This is a genomic window from Shewanella sp. BJSY2023SW007, from assembly GCF_047314525.1.
In the GTDB taxonomy this organism is placed as follows: domain Bacteria; phylum Pseudomonadota; class Gammaproteobacteria; order Enterobacterales; family Shewanellaceae; genus Shewanella; species Shewanella chilikensis.
The window spans coordinates 1-16,362 of the sequence record NZ_JBKORL010000002.1; the positions used below are offsets into that span (position 1 = coordinate 1).

Annotated in this window: 13 protein-coding genes and 2 tRNA genes; 7 read left to right on the forward strand and 8 right to left on the reverse strand. The window is 50.5% G+C overall.

From position 1 onward, the window contains the following. Nucleotides 1-11: 11 nt before the first annotated feature. From ACMHXE_RS00300 to gltX, 3 genes are all read right to left on the reverse strand, one after another. Nucleotides 12-87, reverse strand: a tRNA-Glu gene (locus ACMHXE_RS00300). A 51-nt stretch (nt 88-138) separates the two neighbouring features. Further along, a tRNA-Ala gene (locus ACMHXE_RS00305) sits at nt 139-214 on the reverse strand. 106 nt (nt 215-320) lie between these two features. Continuing rightward, complete coding sequence (gltX, locus tag ACMHXE_RS00310) at nt 321-1,730, reverse strand: glutamate--tRNA ligase (RefSeq protein WP_165565329.1); 1,410 nt, start codon at nt 1,728-1,730, stop codon at nt 321-323. A 256-nt stretch (nt 1,731-1,986) separates the two neighbouring features. Between gltX and ACMHXE_RS00315 the strand changes: the two genes are divergently transcribed. The 6 genes from ACMHXE_RS00315 (at nt 1,987) to ACMHXE_RS00340 (ending at nt 8,834) form a co-directional block, all read left to right on the forward strand. Continuing rightward, a complete protein-coding gene (locus tag ACMHXE_RS00315) occupies nt 1,987-2,214 on the forward strand; it encodes a hypothetical protein (RefSeq protein WP_101057640.1) in 228 nt (75 codons plus the stop codon). 261 nt (nt 2,215-2,475) lie between these two features. Next, entirely contained in the window at nt 2,476-3,495 is a 1,020-nt protein-coding gene (locus tag ACMHXE_RS00320; RefSeq protein WP_101057642.1) for a TRAP transporter substrate-binding protein, read from the forward strand. A 45-nt stretch (nt 3,496-3,540) separates the two neighbouring features. Further along, nucleotides 3,541-4,179: a TRAP transporter small permease gene (locus ACMHXE_RS00325; RefSeq protein WP_413731084.1), complete on the forward strand. Its 639-nt coding sequence runs from the start codon at nt 3,541-3,543 to the stop codon at nt 4,177-4,179. Between the two features lie 8 nt (nt 4,180-4,187). After that, nucleotides 4,188-5,585 (forward strand): TRAP transporter large permease, encoded by a 1,398-nt coding sequence (locus ACMHXE_RS00330; protein WP_335917816.1) that lies wholly within the window; start codon nt 4,188-4,190, stop codon nt 5,583-5,585. Between the two features lie 88 nt (nt 5,586-5,673). Next, nucleotides 5,674-7,470, forward strand: a complete 1,797-nt coding sequence (locus ACMHXE_RS00335; RefSeq protein WP_412500373.1) for an ATP-binding protein — start codon at nt 5,674-5,676, stop codon at nt 7,468-7,470. Continuing rightward, nucleotides 7,467-8,834: a sigma-54-dependent transcriptional regulator gene (locus ACMHXE_RS00340; RefSeq protein WP_412500374.1), complete on the forward strand. Its 1,368-nt coding sequence runs from the start codon at nt 7,467-7,469 to the stop codon at nt 8,832-8,834. The genes ACMHXE_RS00335 and ACMHXE_RS00340 overlap by 4 nt, the downstream gene beginning before the upstream one ends. On the opposite strand, the gene ACMHXE_RS00345 is transcribed toward ACMHXE_RS00340, so the two are convergent. Then, complete coding sequence (locus tag ACMHXE_RS00345; RefSeq protein WP_226564212.1) at nt 8,813-10,075, reverse strand: MFS transporter; 1,263 nt, start codon at nt 10,073-10,075, stop codon at nt 8,813-8,815. The two genes, ACMHXE_RS00340 and ACMHXE_RS00345, sit on opposite strands and share 22 nt — an antisense overlap. A 148-nt stretch (nt 10,076-10,223) precedes the next feature. Between ACMHXE_RS00345 and ACMHXE_RS00350 the strand changes: the two genes are divergently transcribed. Further along, nucleotides 10,224-11,105 carry a LysR family transcriptional regulator gene (locus ACMHXE_RS00350; protein WP_413731085.1) on the forward strand — a complete coding sequence of 294 codons (882 nt, stop codon included), beginning with the start codon at nt 10,224-10,226 and terminating at the stop codon, nt 11,103-11,105. A 163-nt stretch (nt 11,106-11,268) separates the two neighbouring features. On the opposite strand, the gene ACMHXE_RS00355 is transcribed toward ACMHXE_RS00350, so the two are convergent. The 4 genes from ACMHXE_RS00355 to ACMHXE_RS00370 form a co-directional block, all read right to left on the reverse strand. Next, nucleotides 11,269-11,715, reverse strand: coding sequence for a hypothetical protein (locus tag ACMHXE_RS00355; RefSeq protein WP_101056627.1), 447 nt, complete (start codon nt 11,713-11,715; stop codon nt 11,269-11,271). 12 nt (nt 11,716-11,727) lie between these two features. Further along, nucleotides 11,728-13,839 (reverse strand): S8 family peptidase, encoded by a 2,112-nt coding sequence (locus ACMHXE_RS00360; RefSeq protein WP_101056628.1) that lies wholly within the window; start codon nt 13,837-13,839, stop codon nt 11,728-11,730. A 462-nt stretch (nt 13,840-14,301) separates the two neighbouring features. After that, nucleotides 14,302-14,961, reverse strand: coding sequence for a maleylacetoacetate isomerase (gene maiA, locus ACMHXE_RS00365; protein WP_101056647.1), 660 nt, complete (start codon nt 14,959-14,961; stop codon nt 14,302-14,304). Between the two features lie 268 nt (nt 14,962-15,229). Further along, nucleotides 15,230-16,219, reverse strand: a complete 990-nt coding sequence (locus tag ACMHXE_RS00370) for a fumarylacetoacetate hydrolase family protein (protein WP_165565336.1) — start codon at nt 16,217-16,219, stop codon at nt 15,230-15,232. Nucleotides 16,220-16,362 lie beyond the last annotated feature (143 nt).

The window sequence follows — 16,362 nt, forward strand, 5'->3', positions numbered from 1 at the left end:
ACTGTGAAAATTGGCATCCCCTAGGGGATTCGAACCCCTGTTACCGCCGTGAAAGGGCGGTGTCCTAGGCCTCTAGACGAAGGGGACCCCGGACTTAAGCATTTAAACTCGGCTTAAAAAGAGCTTATTGAGAGAAGTTGGTGGAGCTAGACGGGATCGAACCGTCGACCTCTTGCATGCCATGCAAGCGCTCTCCCAGCTGAGCTATAGCCCCAAGCTATCTCTCATTACATTTGAGTGTACTGCCAGCAACTTGCTGCCCTGTGTCTCAACTGCGAGGCGCATTCTATGCAGCACACCCAAATGTGTCAACGCCTTTTTTAGGAATTTATTCTGGCTGCTACAAATTCAACCGCTTTGGAGATTCTTTGCTCGCAACGAGCTTTCCCAATGAGAAATAAGGTTAAATCCACAGCAGGAGATTGGCCGGCACCTGTCACGGCAACCCGCAAAGGCATACCGACTTTACCCATTCCTACCTCCAGTTCGGCCGCAGTTGACTCAATGGCATTGTGAATCCCTTCCACGGTCCACTCAGGCAGAGCTGCCAACTTCTGCTGCACCAGTTGCAAGGGTTCCAATGCGACCCCACGCAAGTGCTTCTTGGCCTGCGCTTCATCAAACGCCTCGAAGTCTTCATAGAAGTAGCGGCTGGAAGCAGCCATCTCTTTGAGTGTCTTGCTGCGCTCTGCCAATGCAGTAACGATTTCAGCCAGTGCCGGGCCATTACTGGTATCTATCTGCTGATCACGCATGTGCCATTCAAGGAAACCGGCCACATATTCTGGATCCAGCGACTTCATATAGTGCTGGTTCAACCAAATCAGCTTTTCGGTATTGAATGCCGAAGCCGCCTTGTTGATATCGTCCAATTTGAAGAACTGCTTCATCTCCTCCAGTGAGAAGATCTCCTGATCGCCATGGGACCAGCCCAAACGCACCAGATAGTTCAGCAAGGCTTCCGGCAAATAACCGTCATCACGATACTGCATTACGCTCACTGCGCCGTGACGCTTGGAAAGCTTGGCACCATCGTCACCCAGGATCATGGATACGTGGGCATACTCAGGAACAGGTGCACCCAAGGCCTTGAGAATGTTGATCTGTCTTGGGGTGTTGTTGATATGGTCTTCACCGCGAACCACGCAAGTAATACCCATATCCCAGTCATCAACCACCACACAGAAGTTATAGGTAGGCGTACCGTCACTGCGGGCAATGATCAGGTCATCCAGTTCTTCGTTGGCAATTTCAATCCGGCCGCGAACATGATCATCAAAAACCACGCTGCCTTCCTTGGGGTTTTTGAAACGCACTACATATGGTTCATCTGTATCACGGGGAGCGGCATCACGGCAGCAGCCATCATACTTCTGACGTTCGCCCTTGGCGGCCTGCTCTTCACGCAGAGCTTCAATGCGCTCACGAGAGCAATAACACTTGTAAGCCGTGCCCTCTTTCAGCATCTGAGCGATGATCTCATTGTAACGATCGAAGCGTTTGGTCTGATAGTAAGGCCCTTCGTCCCAATTCAGGCCCAACCATTCCATCCCTTCCAGAATGGCATCAACCGCCTCCTGAGTAGAACGCTCAAGATCCGTATCTTCGATACGCAGCACAAACTCGCCATTATTGGCACGGGCGTGCAGCCAGGAGTATAGAGCAGTACGGGCACCGCCCACATGAAGAAAGCCGGTAGGGCTGGGAGCAAAACGCGTCTTGGTGGTCATAATTGAACACTAACCTTAAGAATAAACGCCTGCCAGGCAGGCAAATGAAAAGTGCGCATATTCTAGCAGCCTAACCCTACAGGGGAAAAGGGCTCTGGCCGACAGTCATAAGATAGATATTGCAGTCCTGACTTGACATGACATAAACAAAGCAGGCCCAGATCATTATCCTGGGCTGCAATACCATCGCTTCTTTCACTCTGGCTAAATTTTCAACTACGCTTCAGGAAAGCATCTTTTTTGTGGAACAGAGGCTATGACAGGAATCAGTCAATCGGCTTCCCTCGCCAGCATTGCGGCCTATTTGAAGCACACCAACGACTATGACGAGCAAACAGCGCAAAAAGAAGCCAGAGAAGTGATGCATAACCTGGTGACTATGCGTCAGAAAGGCTTTATTACCGGCTGGTACTTTGACGAGCAGGGGCACCTAGAGCTACTGCCCAGTGACGCCATCCTCAAGCGCATAGATCCCCCCAAGTAAATCAAAGTCGCAATAGGCGGTTTTCCACCCAAAGTCGACAGCACCGTGAGCAAGATCTCACCCAAACAGCAAAAAGGTGTGACAAACATCAAATAAACTACACTTTAGCAACCAATGAGTTACAAAAAAGTAATCAAGTTGGCGCACTACTTGCCTTAACCAATACAGACCTTAGGGAAAGTCGGCTGTATTCCCGCTGGAGATACGCACTTTGGGGTACGTATTTTTCAATAACTCAAGAGCATATAAAAAGGACACATCATGAGTGCATTCAATCCATCCAAACTCTTTACCCGGTTACTGAAAACCCTTGCCAAAGTGACAGCTTTGGCCGGCGCATTGGCGAGCTTCTCGGTTCTGGCAGAACCGGTAGAGATTAAGTTTTCCCACGTTGTGGCAGAAAACACCCCCAAGGGCCAGATGGCACTGAAATTCAAGGCCTTGGTCGAAGAACGCCTGCCGGGTGAATATCAGGTCAGTGTGTTCCCCAACTCACAACTCTTCGGAGACAACAATGAACTGGCCGCACTGCTGCTCAACGATGTGCAGTTGGTTGCGCCATCACTTTCCAAGTTCGAGCGTTACACCAAAAAACTGCAGCTGTTCGATCTGCCGTTTTTGTTCAAAGACATGGCCGCTGTCGACAAGTTCCAACAGAGTGAAGCCGGGCAAAAGCTGCTGAACTCCATGAAGCGAAAAGGCGTTGTTGGCCTCGGTTATCTGCACAATGGTATGAAGCAGTTCTCTGCCAATGAGCCGCTGCTGTTGCCCAAGGACGCCAGCGGCAAAAAATTCCGGGTTATGGCCTCTGACGTGCTGGCGGCTCAGTTTGCCGCCGTCGATGCAACTGCGGTTAAAAAGCCCTTCTCCGAGGTGTTCACCTTGCTGCAAACCCGCGCCATAGATGGTCAGGAAAACACCTGGTCCAATATCTACTCCAAAAAATTCTTCGAGGTGCAGAGCCATATCACCGAAAGTAACCATGGTGTGCTCGACTACATGGTGGTGACTTCCAACACGTTCTGGAAGAGTCTGCCCGGCGATAAGCGGAAAATCATCAAAGAAGCGCTCGATGAGGCCATTGCCTACGGTAACAAAATTGCCGGTGACAAGAATGACCAGGACCGCCAGTTGATCATCGACTCCAAACGCTCTTTGGTGGTTGAGCTCACCCCAGAGCAACGCCAGGCCTGGGTTGATGCAATGAAGCCGGTATGGGCTAAATTTGAAGACCAAATCGGCAAAGACGTGATAGATGCCGCCGTGGCCGCCAACCAGTAAGTCAGTATGGGGGCTCCGGCCCCCGCAATTTCTGCGGAGAGCAATATGATTTCACGCGCCTTGGGCTACTTTGAGGAAGGCTTTCTCAACTTATTGATCACCCTGATGACGGTACTTGTCTTTGTCGAAGTCGTTGCCCGCTTCTTTTTCAATACAGGGTTTCTCTGGATGCAGGAGCTGACATTGACCCTCTGTGGTTGGTTTGTCCTCTTTGGCATGTCATACGGCGTTAAAGTCGGTGCCCATATAGGTGTCGATGCCTTCGTCAAAAAGCTTCCCAGGACAGGCCGCAAATACGCCGCTATGCTGGCTGCTGTCATCTGTTTGATCTATTGCGGCCTGTTCCTTAAAGGCAGCTGGGATTACCTCAGCCAGATGTATCAGATTGGGATACCCATGGAAGATATCGACTTCCCCCATGCCCTGGTTGCCAAACTGGACCCCGACTTTGCCTGGGAAACCCTGCGCATAGATGTGGAAGATCCGGCAGTACCGCTGTGGATCTCCCAAAGCATTCTGATTATCGGTTTTGCCATGTTGACCTGGCGTTTCATTGAACTGTTTTTTGCCATTCTGACCAACCGTTCACAAGGATTCAGCTTCCACGATGAAGCCAAGGAAAGCATGCACCTGACAGACGAAAACGAAGCCGGCGAAGACAAAAACAACTCAAAGCATGAGTAGGTAATGCCATGACAATAGCTACCCTCTTTATCGTCTTATTTGTTTGTATGCTGCTCGGCATGCCCATTGCCATTGCACTGGGTTTCTCCAGCATGCTGACTATTTTACTGTTTTCCAACGATTCGCTGGCCTCTGTGGCCCTGAAACTCTATGAGTCCACTTCAGAGCACTACACTTTGCTGGCGATCCCTTTCTTTATTTTGTCCTCGGCCTTTCTCTCCACCGGCGGCGTCGCCAGGCGGATCATCGACTTTGCCATGGACAGCGTCGGCCATATCCGCGGCGGTTTGGCCATGGCCTCGGTCATGGCCTGTATGTTGTTTGCTGCCGTCTCCGGCTCTTCTCCGGCCACAGTGGCAGCTATCGGCTCCATAGTTATCGTCGGCATGATCCGCGCCGGATATCCACAAAAGTTTGCCGCCGGGGTTATTACCACCTCCGGCACCCTGGGAATACTGATCCCACCATCGATTGTGATGCTGGTTTATTCGGCAGCTACCGAGGTATCGGCGGCGCGGATGTTTATGGCTGGACTGATCCCTGGCTTACTGGCGGGGATGTTGATCATGCTGGCCATCTATATAGTAGCCCGTATCAAGGGCTTGCCCTCCCTACCCTTCCCCGGGATTCGCAAGCTCTCTATCTCAACGGCTAAGGCCATGGGTGGCCTGATGTTGATTGTCATAGTGCTGGGCTCCATTTACGGCGGGGTCGCCAGCCCCACGGAAGCCTCGGCAGTCGCCTGCGTCTATGCCTATTTCATTGCCGTCTTCGGCTATCGCGATATCGGGCCTCTGAAAAATGTCGCCTGGCGCAATCCTGGTGAGCCTAAAGTCAAAGCCATAGGCCGCAATCTGGGGTACAGCTTACTGGGGTTACTCAAGACGCCGGCCGACAAAGAGATACGCGCCGTCGTCAGGGATGGCGCCAAAGTCAGTATCATGCTGCTGTTTATCATAGGCAACGCCATGTTGTTCGCCCATGTATTGACCACAGAGCGGATCCCTCACATGATTGCCGAAAACATAGTCGGCATGGGCCTGCCTGCCTGGGGCTTTCTCATCATAGTCAACCTGTTGTTGCTGGCCGCAGGTAACTTTATGGAGCCATCTGCCATTTTGCTCATCATGGCTCCCATCCTATTCCCCATCGCCACCCAGTTGGGGATCGACCCAATTCACCTTGGGATCATCATGGTGGTCAATATGGAGATAGGAATGCTAACGCCGCCGGTGGGGCTTAATCTGTTTGTGACCTCGGGGATCACAGGCAAGAGCATAGGTTGGGTAATCCACGCGTGCCTGCCTTGGCTGCTGCTGTTACTGGGGTTCCTTATTCTGATCACCTATGTTCCTCAAGTGTCCCTGTTCCTGCCCGAGTATCTGGATTCACTGCGGGGCTTTTAATCCTTGAAATCAACAGGGCTATCGGCGAGTCTAAGACTCGCCGATTTCTTACGCCGGAACTACACCGCAATGACGCCGGGACAATAAGATGCCGCTCAACAACAAGACCCGAAAGCGCCTGCTTATCACCACCATGCTGATGACGGGTCTGTTTATTACCCTCAAACTGACCTACTGGTACCATCTGGATAAGGGATTCACCCAATACCAGGCCCTGGCAGACAAACAGCTCAGCGAAGTCATAAGCTTTATTGAAGGCGCACTCATTCGCTATGAGAGTATTCCCCATGTGCTGTCCACCAACCCCATGCTGGCCCGGGTAATCAAGAGTAGCGCAGACAAGCGCGAAATCAGCAAAATCAACAAGTACTTTGAAGAGATACAGCATGTCACCGAAGCCTCAGATATCTATCTGCTCAATAGCCAAGGGGATGCTATTGCCGCCAGTAACTGGCAGCAAGCCTATTCGTTTATCGGTCAGAATTATGCCTTTCGCCCCTACTACACAGAAGCCATAGCCGGCAGGCTGGGCAGCTATTACGCCGTCGGCACCTCGTCCAACACCAGGGGGTTTTATTTCTCCTACCCGATTTACGATCAGGGTAAAGTACTCGGTGTCATAGTAGTCAAGGTCGATATTGCCGATATTGAAGAGCAGATGACGGGGCTGGCCAAGGCGGGCCAGTATGAACTGGCCATCAGCGGTGAGGATGAAGTCATCTTTCTGGCCAGTATTGCCAATTGGCGCCTGAGGTCACTGCAACCCCTGGCTGCGGAAAGGTTGCAACAGATAACCCTTAGCCGCCGTTATGCCGACCGTAAGCTGCAGGAACTCAGGATAGATCCACCCTACCGGCAGGAAACTCTCCCCCACAGGGCACTGTATCGGATAGAAAACGATCAAGGCCGGGCCCAATATCTGGATACCCGCAATGAAATGATCAAGGTAGGCTGGTATGTACATGTGCTGACACCTGTGGCACCTTTGTATCGTTCACTGCCCCCTGTGATGCTGCTGTCCGCCAGTATCTTTCTGTTGCTGGCATTGGGGCTGCTGTTCAGTCTCGAGCGGCGCCGTAACCTAAGACGCATGCGCCAGGCCCAGAGCCAGCTGGAACATAGGGTCAAAGAACGTACCCGGGAGTTGGAAGATGCCAACACCCAACTGAAACAAACCCAGGATGAATTGATCCAGGCCGCCAAGCTGACTGTCATCGGCAGTCTGTCTGCCAGCATCAACCATGAAATCAATCAACCATTGGCGGCGCTGCGCAGTTATGCCCAAAACACTCAAACCTTTCTTGGTCGGGGCATGCATGACAAGGCACAGGAAAATCTGGTCACCATCATCAGCCTAACCGACCGCTTGGCGGAAATAGTTGCCCAGTTCAAGAGCTTCACCCGTAAGAGTCAAGGCCAGGACAAGCCCACCAGTATCAATGAAACCGTGCAGGAGGCGCTGACCATAGTGCATCCGGAAATCGACAAGCAGGGGATCCGGCTCGAACTGCAGCTCCCGGGTAAGCCCTGGTGCTTCTACGGCGATAAAATACGCCTGCAACAGGTACTGGTGAATCTTATCAGCAATGCCATAGTCGCCATGCAACGAGTCGATGAGCGTTTGTTGACCATCAGCATCAGCGTAGAAGATATGCTGTGTATCCGTATTCAGGATTCCGGCCCAGGCGTCAACGAAAGCCAGATGGAGAAAATTTTCGAACCCTATTTTACCACCAACCAACGACAGGGATTGGGTCTGGGACTCTCCATCTCCCGCCGAATTGTCGAGTCCATGCAGGGCTCCATCAGCGTCGCCAACGCCGCCGAAGGTGGCGCTATATTTCAGATCCTGTTGCCTCTGTATCTCGGCGAGGAAAACCAATGAGCGAACAAGAATACACAGTCCTGATCCTGGACGACGAACCCCATATAGGCACAGTGCTGAGCCAGTTATTTGATCTCGAAGGCATCAATGCCAAGGCATCGACCCAAGCGAAAGAGATCTTGCGCCACCTCAGCCGCGACTGGATGGGAGTGGTCATTACCGATGTCAACATGCCCGGCATGGATGGCATCAGTGTCATGCAGCAAATCAAACAGCTGGATGCCGATCTGCCGGTGATACTGATCACCGGCTTTGGCGATATTGCCATGGCGGTCAGCGCCGTTAAGCAGGGCGCCTATGACTTTCTGGAAAAACCCTTCAACAACGAACATATACTGGACGTCGTCAAGCGGGCACTGGACAAGCGCAGCCTGACGCTGGAGAACCGCAAGCTCAAGCAAGAGCTGGAATCCCAGAGCCTGCCAGGCCCAAGGATCCTCGGCAACAGTCCGGGTATCCGTCAGATGCGCCATCTCATCCACCAGGTGCTGGATACTCCGGCCGATATCCTGATTGAGGGTGAAACCGGCACTGGCAAAGAGTTGGTTGCCCGTTACCTGCACGATCACAGCCCCAGACACGGCGCTAACTTTGTCGCCATCAATTGTGGTGCTATCCCGGAAAACATCATAGAGAGTGAGCTGTTTGGTGCAGAAGCAGGAGCCTTTACCGGCGCCGACAAGACCCGGATTGGCAAATTTGAGTACGCCAACGGCGGTACCCTGTTCCTCGATGAAATTGAAAGCACACCTATGGCATTGCAGGTCAAGCTACTGCGTGTACTGGAAGACAGGAGAGTCGAGCGTCTGGGCTCCAATAAATCCATAGCGCTGGATATCAGGGTGATTGCCGCGACCAAGGTCGACCTCAAAGAACTGTGCCGCCAGGGCAGCTTTCGCGAAGATCTCTTCTATCGTCTCAATCTGGTGACTGTGGCCATTCCGCCGCTGAGGGAGCGACGGGAAGATATTCCCTTGCTGTTTCTGCACTTTGCCCGTATCGCTTCGGCCCGCTACCACAAGGCGCTGATTGCCCTTGGCGGTGAGCAGCAGGCCCGTCTCAGTACCCATGAATGGCCCGGCAATGTGCGCGAATTGAGAAATCTGGCGGAACGTTATGTTCTGCTTGGCGCCGAGGCAGCCTTTGCCGGCGCCATGGGCAGCAGTGACAGCCTGCAAAGCGGCATGTCACTGACTCAAAGGGTGGAGTTTTTCGAAAGACTGCTGATTGAAGAAGCCCTGGCGCACAACAAGGGCTCCATCAAGCTGACCATGGAACAGCTGGAGCTACCGCGCAAGACCCTCTACGACAAGATGCGCAAATACGGTCTTGAGCGTAAAGACTACCTCAACGATGCCCCCTGAGGCGTATCCATCTCCTGGCTGAGCGGCTGTTTTTGCCGCCAGCCAAGGCGCCAAACCGCCAGCGAAGTCAAAAACAGCAAAACCATGGATCCCATCACCACGCCCTGCCACTCGCCCCGCTGCCAGAACAGCATCAAAAAAGGGCCTCCCATTGCGGCGCCAAGGTAATAGCAGCACAGATACAATGAAGTTGCCTTGGCCCTGTGGCTGCTGGCACGCATGGCCACAAAGGAGTTACAGCAACTGTGGGTAATAAAGAAACCGCAGGAGGTAAGCAAAAAGCCTACGCAGATCCACACCTGGGTATCCAGCAGAGTCAGCAGACTGCCGCACAACATCAGCAACAAGGAAATTCTGAACAAAGGCAACTGTCCATGGCGGGCAATCCACCTGGCGGTGTAATACGATGCCAGTGTGCCGCTCGAATAGCAGAGGAAGATCAGTGTCGCCTCAAACCGGCTCCAATCATAAGGCGGTGCCATCAAGTGCAACTGAATAAAGCTGTACTGGTTGACCATCATCATAAATGCCAGCCCACCGATAAGGTAAGCCAGTCGCATCTGACCATCCTTGAGGTGATGCACAAAACCCCGTAAGTCTTCACTGCCACCGCGCCAGAAACGCCACTGTTTCGGCAGCCGTTCTCGCTTGGCGGCGCTGACGGCATTGGGCAGCAAATAACTGACCAGCGCCACCCCAAACAGACTCACCGCCAGCAGCAGCCACATGGCATCCTGCCACAATAGATGTTGCGACATCAGCCCACCAAACAGCCGACCGATAATGCCACCGAAACTGTTGGCGGTAATGTAAACCGCCGCGGCCTTGAGCATGGTCTCAGGTCTGAGCTGCTCCTTGAAATAAGCCATGGCGATGGCCGGCACAGCCGCCAGCAATATCCCCTGAAGCAACCTCACAGCCACCAACGCATTGAAGTCTTTAACAAATACCAACAAGATATTGGACAGCGCCAGAGCCCAGAGGCTGATAATAATCGGCTTGTGACGGCCAATTCTGTCCGAAACTATGGCATAGCCAAGCAAGGAAAACGCCAGCGTAAAGCTGGTAACAGACAGTACCAGAGTTGACTTGGCCGCCGTTACCTGAAAATGCTCGGCAATCAAAGGCAGCATCCCCTGCATCAAATACAGATTGATATAAACCACCACTGAGGCCACGCACAGTGCCCAAATCAAACGGGTATCACGCGCATGTCGGCCAACGGCTTCGACCTTAGTCACTCTGACCTCTTAAATTAGCAAAGGATTCACCACAACAAGGTTAGCACCGGGCAATGCATAACAATAATAGATAAATAATATCGATTTCATCAATTTTTGTTATGCTTGAAAAACTTCCTCAAGATTATCCGCAAGAGTAAGGCGAGACGTGGACATCAGACAACTAAAACACCTGGATAACCTGGTTAAGTACGGCAGTTTCACCCGAGCAGCAGAGAAGCTGAATTTGGCCCAACCCGCCCTCAGTCAGAGTATCAAGCGGCTGGAACAATCTCTCGGCGTCACTCTGGTCGACCGTAGTGGCAGTCGCCAGGAAAACGGCATTCGCCTCACTGCCGAAGGGCTGGCGCTGCATCAACATGCGGTATTGATCCTCAAACAGCTGAGTCAGGCAGAAGCCCATATCCGGGCCATGGCCGAGCTGGCCAAGGGCGAAGTGCGAATTGCCGTGCCCGGTATGTTGGGCTCTTTCTACCTGCCGTCACGGGTGATGGCCTTTCGCCATCAGTATACTGATTTGAAGCTGTCTCTGTTTGAGGGAGGCACCCGCGATGCCCTGAGGATGCTGGAGCAGGAAGAGGTTGATATAGCGATTATCACGGCCCAGGATCTCAAGCCTGAGTTCGAGTCCTGTCTGTTAATTAGAGAGCAGATGGTGGTAGCTTCAAGCCCTGAACACCCCTTGGCCACAAACGAGGCCGTAACGCTGGAGCAGTTTTTCGCCCATGAGTTAGTGATGTTCAAACCCGGTTATTTTCATCGTGAATGGATGCTGAGCCGAGCCAGAGAGCTGCAACTCGAGCCTAGGATCGCCTTTGAAACCAACCTGATAAACCTGATAAAACAGATTGTAAGTCAAGGATTTGCCGTCACCAGCGTGTTGGAAATGGTGGTCAATGAAAGAGATGACATCATCGCCCTGCCCTTCGCACCGCCAGTGTATCTCGACCTGCATATTGCCTGGAAGAAACAGCGCCCGGTGAGCCAGGCCGACCGAGCCTTTGTGGAGTTTTTGCTGGCCAATAAGTAAAAAATCTCATCGCAAGTCTCTTTCCATATTTGAGAAATGGAATGAAATATATAGAAAAATATTTTAACAAAATTCAAAAGGCAGAAGCTTAAGCCCCTGCCTATTCCTCTTATCAATCCCTTTAAATATACTATCAATAAAGAGAGGCTCATACTCAACTTAATCACCAAGCTTGATAGAAGTCCTGTGCCAGATCCAATTCTGCTCTGAGGACCTGTGGATTCTGTTTTATTGAACCCAAAACCTTTAACAAATCGCTTCCATCCGGTGCAGATAACAGAAGGAGGTTATTATCACTTCGCCAATCCAAACGCAAATTATGCTGTTGAGAAAATTCGGTAGCCGAGACGCCTTCTGCCAATTTTATAATGAATTTCCCTGTTGGAATCGCAATAACACCACCAGCAGAATCAACCAAAGGTTGCCCCTTTGATAAAGTCTCTGCCTTTACAACTCTATCATTAATTTTTACCAATAGGGTATCCATATCATAAACTTCGGGAGCGACTTTATCCAATAAAGAATCATCTTTCAAAAAAGCTTTAGCCTGCACTGTCATAGACATAGCAGAAATAAGTAACGAAACAACTATCACTGTGATATTTTTCATATTCTCCCCTTATTAAGAAGCGCTTACGGCTTGGTGACCGTGAATACGTAAAGACCAGGATTTGAGTACTCCATTAGCCTCATTTTCCAATAGTTTTTCTTCTAAATTTACCGTTCCTTCTCGGTAAATGTATCCCTGTTCGCCACTATTTACATCGATAACCTTTAAAGTCCAATTTCCTCTGGCATTTTCACCATAAAAAGCATTGGATAACATGGGAGTATTTGTGTATCCGGAGTTTCGAATAGGAACAAATCCATTATAAGGCGTCATAAGAACGCTGCGAGTACCAGAAGGCGAAATTAACTCAACAGCCAGATCAGCCAAACGCTTATGCTCTGCTGTAAGATTAATTTGTACGCCTTCAATAATCCAATCTGAATCGAACCTCTGTACATCACTGACGCCTTCCAGGGAGGCGTCCGGTATTGCCGCATTCAATTCGGTACGAGACAAGCTATCGCTTATCCGATATTCGCCTAAATTCGCTTTATAATTTCTAGCCATGGCAACCGCTTTGCTGACATCAATGCGCCCGAAACCATAAAAATCATGGAATTTAAACCCGGCAGCATTGGTAAACCAAGCAGGCACGGCTTCATAAAGCTGACTAGCGTCCGTATTTAATGGAACTCTGATGGGCTGAATATTGACATCTACCTGCTTGGACGTCATGGCTAGAATATGCCGGATATCACGCCAGGAGAGTGATGGATTGACGCTCATTATCATGGCAATCGCACCACTGACATTCGGGGCCGCCGCCGAAGTGCCATTCATATTGGAGACATAGTCACACTCAAGATTGAGCGGATGCTGGCCCCCATTAAAAGGGGTTCTGGGGCGCTCTTGGGTAACCGAACTGCCTTTGTCACAACCAGCTCTGTCCGTTGTCACAATTGCAGGGTTATAAGTACCAAACTCCCCGCCGGGAGCGTTAACAAAAACATTGGCCCCCACAGATGAATAACTGCTGCGTTTACCATTTGCACTTCCTGCGCTGACCACAAGGTTATAGAGGTTGGTATTATTCGGAGACATGTTGGCATTGTGATAGGGTAATCCTTTATTGGCCGGCCTATTTTCATCTCTGGCTGTATAGAAGTCTTTTGGTAATAAATATCTAGGTTGCCCTGTAGCGTTATAACCCAAAAAATTATAATTATATCCATTACCGGCAGACTTAACGAAAACACTGCCCTTGCCATTAAAACTCTTGGTTGTCACCTGCTGATAAACTTCAAACTCATTTTCTCTCATTAGGCCTGGAATCACAGGTTGGTTTCCATAACTTTGGTTAAACACCCTGGCTCGGTCGCTATAAGCACTGGCGCCATGGGATTTGGCGAAATTTTCAAAGGTTTGTACATTGCGGATTTCGCGGCTAGGATCTCTATCCAGGAAGTTAAAACCGATAAGCTTAGCTTCAGGTGCAACTCCCCGACCACCTATGCCATTCCACCCGGCAGCGGCTATGATTCCTGCAACCGAAGTCCCATGTGAAGCACTGTTGGAAAATGGTGTCGGGTCAACTGTACCTGTGATTAGATTATAGGATCCGCCCGCAATCACATTGGCACTGAGATCCGGATGGCTGATCTCCAGACCATCATCTACCACAGCGACAATGACGCCTTTGCCGGTAGCACCTGAAGCTATGGCATCATTGACGTTGATATCTTCACCGAGCACACCACGGTTTCTGGCAAAGGCATTTTGGCCGGTATTTTTCAAATGCCACTGATGCTGATACAGAGGGTCGCCTCCCTTTATTCTCAAGGTTAATGCAGAAATAGATTCACTCTTACCGTCACTGACTTTGAAACGCACGACTTCTGTGCCTTCCAACGCATCTGTCTGGTAACTGAAACTCCCCTTGGCCGCATCATTGATGGTCAAAGTCCCTAGCTTGACTTCATTGGGATCAACCAGTGAAAAGGTGATCCCTCCTTCGGCATCTTTTCCTTCCAGTTGTCCATTGAGACGTACTGATTGACGAACGTCATAGGTTACATCCCGGCTTTCCGGAGGAGTATTTACCGGCTCAGGTGCCTTCTTGCTGTCACTGCCACAGCCCGCCAATAAGGCTGCAGCTATACTCAGTGAAATAACCGACTTATGCATGCTTCTTTTCCTTTTGATAATAAAACGTCATATCGCCGAAAACTGGTTTTCGGAAACAGCTAGTTAATAGGTATGACGTACTTTTTTATTGTTATAGTTTGGCCAAAATCAAGTATTAACATATGTATCATATGTATCAACTAATTCAATAATAGAAAAACAACAAGCAGAAAAAATCCGACTTACGATACAAAATACGTTATTTTAAGTATTTTATAAAAACTAAAAAAAGAAATGGTAAACCTATAAATATAAAAACAATTTCCTATATAAACCAAATCGCAAATGTAATAAAAACAGCATGCCGTTTAAACAATTGGTTACAAATTGCCGGCTGGATTTTATTTTTAAAAGCCTGTTATTAACAGAAAGACATCATTTTATAAGAGAAGTTTTTCAAACACGGGGGTATTTGGAAGGTTATTCTATAGTCACCGTATAGATGACTATAAAACAAGAAAACTACTGAGCATCCGCTTGATTTTCAGGTGCGGCATCAATAAAGGCTGGCAACGTCAAGCACTCATCATTAATACGGCAAATATTGGGATAAGGAGACAAGTCGATATTAAAACGTTTGGCATTATAAACCTGGGGAACCAGACAGATATCCACCAGGCTGACCTGGTCGCCAAAACAATACTTGCCCGAGTACTGCTGCAACTGCTGCTCCAATGCGCCAAAGCCCTGTTCGACCCAGTGGCGATACCAATCATTCTTGGCCGCATCATCCAACTTGAGCGTCCCGGTCAGATACTGCAACACCCGCAAGTTGTTCAAAGGATGGATCTCACAGGCAATTCCCATTGCCATGGCCCTGACCAGCGCCCGCTGTTCAATATCACCCGGCAACAGTGCCTCACCGCCAAAGGCTTCATCCAGATATTCAATGATCGCCAGCGATTGGGACAACACCAACTCGGCTCGCTCGTCGGTGTCATCCGTCACCACCAAAGCCGGTACCAACTCCTGCGGGTTTAGCGCCTTGAAAGCGGCCTGATGCTGCTCGCCGCCATTGCGCACCAAATGAACCGAAAGCTGCTCGGCGCAAAGTCCCTTGAGGTTGAGCGCAATCCGCACCCGATAAGCAGCGCTGGAGCGCCAGTAACCATATAATTTCAACATAAGTTGTTCTCCCAAAGCTCGCTAACCTTAGATTGCGACTCCGCTCTGGTGACGCTTTATCCAAAGCCTTAACGCTGACACATTCGAAGGCAATACCAAGCCGGTATAAAAACCAACGGGGCTTTATGGAAGGTGCAAAGGACTAAGGCCATTTGCTGCGAACCACGCCTTGCATCCAGGCCTGTAAGCCGACGCAGAGCACACATGGGACTTGTTCGCACCTTCCTTATCTTTATTGAAAGCCCCGTTTTGTTATCGAGTTATTTTACTCGGCTATATACTCAACTACCTGCTGATCTATCGTGCCGAAGATGCTGTTCCCGGCATCATCCAGCATTTCGATTCTGACCCTGTCTCCAAAGCCCATAAATGGCGTGACGGCCTTGCCCTCGGCAATTACTTCCAGCATGCGCTTTTCGGCCAAACAGCTGGAACCTGCGCTTCTGTCATAGTTGGAAATGGTGCCCGAGCCTATGATGGCACCGGCACCCAAGGGGCGGGTCTTGGTGACATGGGCGATCAGCTCGGCAAAGTTAAAGGTCATATCCACCCCGGCATTGGGCTTGCCGAACAGCTCGTTGTTCAGATGGGTGATCAGCGGCAGATGAACCCGGGTATCCTGCCATTTATCCCCCAGCTCATCCGGTGTGATTGCCACCGGTGAGAAACTGCTGGAAGGTTTGGACTGGAAGAAGCCAAAGCCCTTGGCCAACTCGGCCGGGATCAGGTTACGCAGCGACACATCATTAACCAGCATCAACAGCTTGATGTGAGAGGCGGCGTTTTCAGCGCTCACGCCCATGGGTACATCATCTGTGACCACGGCAATTTCCGACTCGAAATCTATGCCCCAATCTTCGCTTGCCAGCGGGATATCGGCTCTGGGAGCGATAAAGCTGTCTGAACCGCCCTGATACACCAGGGGATCTGTCCAGAAAGACTCCGGCATTTCGGCACCGCGGGCTTTGCGTACCAGCTCAACATGATTGACATAGGCGCTGCCGTCGGCCCACTGATAAGCGCGGGGAAAAGGTGACAGACAACGACTCTCGTCGAAGTCCTGAGTATTGTCCAACATGCCGGCATTCAGGGCATCGGAAAGCTCTCTGAGCTGAGGTTCCAGCAGTGACCAACTGTCGAGCAATTGCTGCATGGTCTGGGCTATGGCGGGGACAGCCACTGTCTTCTTCAAATCTCGGCTGACCAACATGAGTTGACCATCGCGGCGTCCATTGTCATATGTCGCTAATTTCATACCTGCTCCTTCCTGTCTCTGCCCGGATTAATGGTTTTCATCAGGCTATGTGCCCGGCTCAATCCGTTTCTGTTATCCCGCCAGTAATACCTCATGCCGCGGGCAATGAAAACTCTGTGACTCACTTCACGTTTAACCGCTTT

Excerpts from the sequence above, each read along its gene's own strand:
- ACMHXE_RS00370 (WP_165565336.1), bottom strand. The coding sequence starts at position 16,219 with ATGAAATTAGCGACATATGACAATGGACGCCGCGATGGTCAACTCATG.
- ACMHXE_RS00340 (WP_412500374.1), top strand. The coding sequence starts at position 7,467 with ATGAGCGAACAAGAATACACAGTCCTGATCCTGGACGACGAACCCCAT.
- ACMHXE_RS00360 (WP_101056628.1), bottom strand. The coding sequence starts at position 13,839 with ATGCATAAGTCGGTTATTTCACTGAGTATAGCTGCAGCCTTATTGGCG.
- ACMHXE_RS00315 (WP_101057640.1), top strand. The coding sequence starts at position 1,987 with ATGACAGGAATCAGTCAATCGGCTTCCCTCGCCAGCATTGCGGCCTAT.
- ACMHXE_RS00335 (WP_412500373.1), top strand. The coding sequence starts at position 5,674 with ATGCCGCTCAACAACAAGACCCGAAAGCGCCTGCTTATCACCACCATG.
- ACMHXE_RS00330 (WP_335917816.1), top strand. The coding sequence starts at position 4,188 with ATGACAATAGCTACCCTCTTTATCGTCTTATTTGTTTGTATGCTGCTC.
- gltX (WP_165565329.1), bottom strand. The coding sequence starts at position 1,730 with ATGACCACCAAGACGCGTTTTGCTCCCAGCCCTACCGGCTTTCTTCAT.
- ACMHXE_RS00325 (WP_413731084.1), top strand. The coding sequence starts at position 3,541 with ATGATTTCACGCGCCTTGGGCTACTTTGAGGAAGGCTTTCTCAACTTA.
- ACMHXE_RS00320 (WP_101057642.1), top strand. The coding sequence starts at position 2,476 with ATGAGTGCATTCAATCCATCCAAACTCTTTACCCGGTTACTGAAAACC.
- ACMHXE_RS00355 (WP_101056627.1), bottom strand. The coding sequence starts at position 11,715 with ATGAAAAATATCACAGTGATAGTTGTTTCGTTACTTATTTCTGCTATG.